Source organism: Methylobacterium sp. WL7 (assembly GCF_008040085.1).
GTDB lineage: Bacteria > Pseudomonadota > Alphaproteobacteria > Rhizobiales > Beijerinckiaceae > Methylobacterium > Methylobacterium mesophilicum.
Map to the genome: position 1 here is coordinate 21,745 of NZ_VRVG01000071.1, position 6,000 is coordinate 27,744.

The window sequence follows — 6,000 nt, forward strand, 5'->3', positions numbered from 1 at the left end:
CTAAATACCTCAGGCGAAACTGAGGAGCACTTGATGGCGGATGAGAGGATGAGGGAATTCCGTGCCGCGCTGATCCGCGTGTTTGAACCGTGGGAACGGCGTCAGATCCGATGGCTGAGCCCAGGCATGCAGGAGCAGCAGGCGGAGGTGCAGTCTGCGTTGGGGATGATGCATCCGCTGTACGAGAGGATGACGTGTTGCGGTGAGATGGACGAAAATCGCAACAATATGAGGGTTTGCGGGATCCCGTTGTGCCCCAGATGCTTTTTGCGTCGTCGAGGCAAGGAGACGGGCCGCGCACTGGGTGAGGCCTTTGCAGGCGTTCCCAACGAGCAGCTGGCGTTCCTAACGCTGCTGCTGGAGCCCACTCTGGACCTGAGCACGGTGGACCCGGGCATCCAACGGACCAAGCGGCGAATTCAGAACATGATCGCGTATCAACGCGGGCAGGACCCGCGCTGGAACGATGTCCAGCTGACGGCGTGGTGGGAAATGGACCGGGACGATTATGGAGATCTGGAGGGGTTTGGCCGGAACAAGCGGATTGCCATGCACGGGTTGGGATGGCCCCTTTTTGGGCGTGCCTATGAGAGCACGGTTTGGCGACCGCACCTGCATGGGATCGTAGCGCTGGGCGGTGTGACGGCGCAGGAGTTCGCTGATGCGTTGAGAGCCCGTGGACACGGCGCTCCCTATCAAGTGAGCTTGAAGCCGTTTGATCGCGACCAGAGCGTGGTGAGGAACATCAAAGGGGTGATCCGGTACGCGTTAAAGTTTCGAATCGAACGGGATTTCAAAGGCGCAATTGCGGAAAAATTGGATACCAAAAGGGGTTTGGGATTTGTTCGTAGTTGGTGGAAGCAGGAGGACATACGTGAGTACGTGGAGTGGTTGATGTGTAAGAGAGGTGGGTTTGAGAGATTGAGATTTGTGGTTCGTGCGTTGTAGTAGTCAGTACTTTTACATACATGATACTAACTGGCTGCCATGCGAGGGTGTCATTATTGGTCGTTTTAGGATACCGGTGTGGATACGTGTTTTAGATTTTTGAGCTCCCAATTTGCCGAACACAATTGGCCATTTCAAGCTGACAATGCCCAAATCCTCGCCGTGACGGGTCCGAAGGAGGCTGAGTTTTACGACTGGCTGCTCAAGGGTGATCTGCAGTTGGAAATTGTCCGCACAAGTTTTGGAAACCGCTCAACGCAAACCATGTGCAGATTTCACATAACTCAAACCGATCCCGTGCTTGCACGGCTGAACAACGATGCGTTCATGCAGATTAAATTGGCCTGGATGTGCCGTACAGACATCACGTGGCGTGCCGATAATTTTACAAAATGTGATTTATTGGGAAATTGATCCGACTCAGGGTGCTTAACTATGCCAGCCCGAAATACCCATATTGGATAGGGTGGCGCCCAATTGTACAGGCTCTCTGTTTAATTAAATCTATCGCTCATTGGCTCCACAAGGTTTCTTTGACCGCACAACTCATTATGCTACGTCCCGCGAACAGCTCCGTGTTGTAGAGGGCGATGCTTTTTCCGGGCAGTACGCTGTAGCTGGAGCTGTCCGCTTAGAGAGGGATCACCCGAAGATCCTGCTTGTGCTGTTGGCTACCGCTCGCGGCATTCAAGACCCAGCAGGAAAAGCCAACTCGCGTCAGGTTGGCATCCCGCCGCGTGTTGGTGACCTCGAACACGTAACGGTTGTCCCTGTCCTTGGCGTAGGTGAACGTGGGTTTGAACTCGGGATCCGCGTAGAAATCGGCGGAACTGATGCCGCAGGTGGTGAGGCGCATGCTCATGCCGGGCTCCCATAGGATGCCGGAATTGCTCAACAGGGGCTGCTCCACCTCCTCACCCGGGGCGAGCCATCCCCCGGCACCGACTGAGATCTCCTGCACCCGCTGGCTGGGCGTGCCGTTCGCGTAAACCGGCGTGCAGTGGACCACGGCCAGGCGAAGCCAATCCCGGGCGTGCCGGTTTGTGATCCGCCCGTACAGGTGTGAGCCTTCGATCCTCGTCTGCAGACCCACGGGTGCATCCGAGCCGTAGCGGTGGAAAGCACCGCTGGGTTTGATCTCCTTCTGCAGGATGTGTTCGCTGAAGGCCATCGCCAGGGGGAGGGCGCCCACAATCAACAGCATGAGGATGGGGCTGCCGAGCACACCCGCTACGAGGATAAGAAAGCCCGCGCCGAACACCAACGCGCCGAGGATGATGCCCTCGTACAAGTAGGGAGCGAATGGATCGAGGCCCAGGTACCAGGCGGCAAGCGTGCCGATGGCTGTGCTGGTGATCCATAGCCCAATCATTCCTTATCCTCGTATCCCTGGTGGTTCAGATGGGCGAGGCCACGCCACGTGCTGCCCCCTCTCTTCGGAGCGACAGCTGTCATCCCGCGCTCAGGACGCCCCAGCACCGGCGGGGTGCGGGCTCAGCACTCTCGCAGCACGGAAGCCCTTCGAGCGTGTGGGTGAGCCTCCTGGAGCTTCGCTGAAAACCCTGGCCATCGCCGTCGGGGCAGTGGCACATATTCTCGCATTTCCACGCTTACCCATCCCCCGGTTTGGAGCCTTCTCACGCACGCCAGCTTGGATGCACTGCTGGAGCTGTCGGCCGGAGGACTGCCGGAGGTGATCACCGTCGATGCCACGGCTGATGCCGCGATGACCGTGTCACTGGTTGGCACCACACGCCTGATGATCCAGCGGGCTCAAGCTCTCGCTGGCCTCACGCTGAACGCCACGGGGGCGCTTAGCCGCGCCGACGTTCGCGCGCTCTTCGATGCGATGACCTGGCCCGGCTATGACAAGGCCCAGGTGCTCTCGATGAATAAGGTGCTCAACGAGATCGATGTGATGCCCGTGGAAGCCACCCGGCTCATCGCGCAAACTGCCAAGCTGCTTCGCAAACGGCAGCGGCGCCTGCTGGTGACCAAAGCTGGTGCAGTGCTTGCCCATGAGGAGCAAGCCGGCGATCTGTTTCGATGCCTTTTCGAGACGATGTTTTGGCGGGTCAACCTCGGCTATTTCGACCGCGTGCCCATGGAGGCCTGGCCGCAGAACCACATTGGCATCGTGCTGTGGTGCCTCTCCGTCATGTCGCCGGAATGGGTTGCGCGGGAGGACCTGATGCGCAGCTGTACGGTTTGGGACCCCGCGTTGGACCACGGCCCCGCGGATTACGCAGGGTTTGCTTTTGAGAGCCGCGTGCTGCGGCCGCTCACATGGCTGGGTCTGTTCGAAACCCGGTTGGTGGGTGCTGAGAGCGACCCATCGTGGCGGCGTGATCGGCAATATCGGAAAGCCCCGCTGTTCGATCAGGCCATTCGGTTTCGCATAAAGCTCGCCAAACCGACGGGCCTCTCGCACTGACTTGGTGGCCGGAGATGAGCTGAGAAAATCGTTGGCAACATCGCAGTCGCGGGGTCGCGTCATTCTGTACGCAAGCAGCTGGCCACCCAATTGGCTCGCCTAAGCTCTTGAGATTGCGCTCATAATAACCGGTAGAACGCGGCCTTTGATCTCATACGCGGGGCCCTCTTCGCACGTAGCAGACGGCGCACTGAGCGGCATGATCTGCCATGCCGCTCACCGTCACTTTCACAGCGATCAAGCTGCCCGGGGCTTGCGGCGCTCCGCCATCATGAGCCCGCGGGCCGCCGCCGCTTCCTTGATCTGCGGATCCAGTTCCCCCGCGCGCACGGCGGTGATCAGCGCCTCCAGGGTACCGGGCAGCTTATCCAGGCTGCCAATACTGATCGCCGCTTTGCCCGGCTGCAGCTCCAGCGGCTTGCCGCCCACGCGCATGATGAAGTGCACGGTGCCCGCCGGGTCCTGAAACCAACCCCGGCTCACGCGGCGGTTGACCTCCACCCGCACGCGCTGACCGTTGGCATCCTTGCGCAGAGCCAGCATCTTGGGCGGTTCATACAGGCGGCCTTCCAGCGAGGCGCTCACCATTTCCCGTTGGTCGGCCAGTTGTGCCAGCAGCTTGTCCTTTGCACGGCCCAGTGGATCGTTGGCCGATGCGGTGGGAGCCGCCGCACTCAGCTTGAGGGTCTTCAACACACTCATCACTGTCTCCTCGCATGTGAGCTCCGTCAGCTCTCATGCACAGGACGTTACAGCCGCGATCCTGCCGTTCAACCGAAGATTGTATAACCCCCTAAGAGAAGAGCTGAGCTAAGCGTCAAAACATCCCAAATGATGCCCCCTCTTATTGATGTGATAATAGGTTGTCACACGAAAGCTTTGCGATGCAAGATCGTGTCCGAAATACCAGTATTTTAATCCCCTCCCGCTCAAGTAACGCCAGCTATGGCCCAATTGGAAAATTTTCAATGGTTCATACGATTAAGCTTTAACGTCGTCGCAGCCAGAATCGTCCTCTCTAGCGCAGGCATATCGAAAAATACATATCGTGCTTGGCTCTCTTCGTCGAACCATGAATCAAGAAAACTCGCAGCTTCCCTTTCTGTCAAATGAAGCTTAGACATCATACGCATATCACGGTTGTCCATCATCATTGGCCTTCTAGTTCTTACCGGCGCAATAGCAGTCGAATGCCTCGAGATTACATCGAGGCTGCACAATAAATCATGCGATAGGTGAGCTCGCAGCGTCACTTCGTCTAAGTATGACACACAAACAAATAATTACGATCACTAATAGACGCGATGCTTAATCGTGCATAGATTCGCCACCACGGGGTTGCAGTGCAAGGGTCAGAACATGCCTCTTTGGCGAGGCTGTGCTAATCTGGCATCCATAGCTAAAAACCCACTTTGACTGGCGTGTTATCGATTTTCGGTCTAGTCCGCCTCCCTCACGATGCTGTCACGGTTACGTCGATTTAGAAGATGGAGCTTTTCGAAAACCGGCTCAATCTATCATATGCTGTCTCGATGTATAAACTGAAATCATAAAAGCCTGGAAGAAGGTGGTTACCGCAGGAAACGCGAAAGCATTTTGCATTTAATGACCCGCAAACACAGCAGATTATATTTTTGCCGGTATTTGGCGCTGGGTTGCTAGAATTGCTGACGCAAGTTTTTTATGCGACCTATAATCGATATTAAAATCACATTTTTTGCCTCAGCTATTACAAAAATGAGGTTCAGACGAGCATGGGTTCGTACCGCCCGAGCCGCGCGCCGAACGTCTGACGTGTGCCGGATAGAGAACTGGGGACTGACTGCGTTGAGTTTAGAATTAAAGCGGTCGTTCCGCTTTGCGCCCATTCCAGTCGTTCAACGGCCGTGCACCGGATCTTGAAAGCGGACATGTCCGGCGCTGTAGCATCTTCCGTCCGATCGGCTTCGCTGTGCTGGACATGTGTGAAAGATTTTACAGCGCTCAGCCTGGGGCCGCGAAGAGCGGATGGTCGGCGTTCAGACGGCAAGCATCCTACCCCTACGGGTAAGCATGGTGCCGTGTCCGCTCAAACCTGTCAGCGCAGACCTTATCGAAGAGCGCGCACGGCGGCTGAGCGCCCAGCGGTTCTGCCAGCATGGGCTGTCCGCGAATGTCGCCAAGCGAATGACGCTGGGAATATTGTGATCGTGGATCGAAATAGGGGTCCAATGTATAGCTACTCATGAATGCTCCGCCAGCAGGCATTTCGCTCTCGGACCAGGCTGGGGTGACGAGGCCGGATAGGGTAATGAAAATCAAGACTGCTGTTGCTCGCTGTTTTATCATCAATTTATCTCAAAAAATCACGACCGCAAAGTCTCATGGTCCCAAAATTAGCGTTTAATATGTCTTTAGACTGTATTATCTGGCATATCTGCCCCAATCATGGGTCATTTGATCGCGCAAATTAACGTTCTGGCTCGGGCTAGATCATATGGAAAGCGCCAGCTTCTGCGTCATCGAGTTGTGCTGCGCATTGATGCTACGAATCTGTCGCGCCGCAGGGACAAAGATTGACGGCTGCGCGATCGTTTATGCGACACATCCAATCTACGAGCCCCGCTCGACGGAGCACA

The 6,000-nt window shown here is 56.5% G+C and carries 5 protein-coding genes; 3 read left to right on the top strand and 2 right to left on the bottom strand.

Annotated elements, in window-relative coordinates; all coding sequences use genetic code 11:
* Window positions 1-33 precede the first annotated feature (33 nt).
* On the top strand, window positions 34-948 hold the full coding sequence (locus FV233_RS17830) for a hypothetical protein (protein WP_147898259.1): 915 nt from the start codon (window positions 34-36) through the stop codon (window positions 946-948).
* A gap of 99 nt (window positions 949-1,047) precedes the next feature.
* Window positions 1,048-1,362: a hypothetical protein gene (locus FV233_RS17835; RefSeq protein WP_187278142.1), complete on the top strand. Its 315-nt coding sequence runs from the start codon at window positions 1,048-1,050 to the stop codon at window positions 1,360-1,362.
* A 217-nt stretch (window positions 1,363-1,579) separates the two neighbouring features.
* On the opposite strand, the gene FV233_RS17840 is transcribed toward FV233_RS17835, so the two are convergent.
* Entirely contained in the window at window positions 1,580-2,320 is a 741-nt protein-coding gene (locus FV233_RS17840; RefSeq protein WP_147898261.1) for a hypothetical protein, read from the bottom strand.
* 279 nt (window positions 2,321-2,599) lie between these two features.
* Here FV233_RS17840 and FV233_RS17845 point away from each other — a divergent pair, with 279 nt between their 5' ends.
* On the top strand, window positions 2,600-3,382 hold the full coding sequence (locus FV233_RS17845) for a hypothetical protein (protein ID WP_147898262.1): 783 nt from the start codon (window positions 2,600-2,602) through the stop codon (window positions 3,380-3,382).
* Between the two features lie 237 nt (window positions 3,383-3,619).
* Here the strand turns inward: FV233_RS17845 and FV233_RS17850 are convergent, their stop codons facing one another.
* On the bottom strand, window positions 3,620-4,084 hold the full coding sequence (locus FV233_RS17850) for a DUF6641 family protein (RefSeq protein WP_147898263.1): 465 nt from the start codon (window positions 4,082-4,084) through the stop codon (window positions 3,620-3,622).
* Window positions 4,085-6,000: the final 1,916 nt, after the last annotated feature.

What these genes read in the sequence shown, in the direction of transcription:
- FV233_RS17840 (WP_147898261.1), bottom strand. Translation starts at nt 2,320, where the DNA reads ATGATTGGGCTATGGATCACCAGCACAGCCATCGGCACGCTTGCCGCC.
- FV233_RS17850 (WP_147898263.1), bottom strand. Translation starts at nt 4,084, where the DNA reads ATGAGTGTGTTGAAGACCCTCAAGCTGAGTGCGGCGGCTCCCACCGCA.
- FV233_RS17830 (WP_147898259.1), top strand. Translation starts at nt 34, where the DNA reads ATGGCGGATGAGAGGATGAGGGAATTCCGTGCCGCGCTGATCCGCGTG.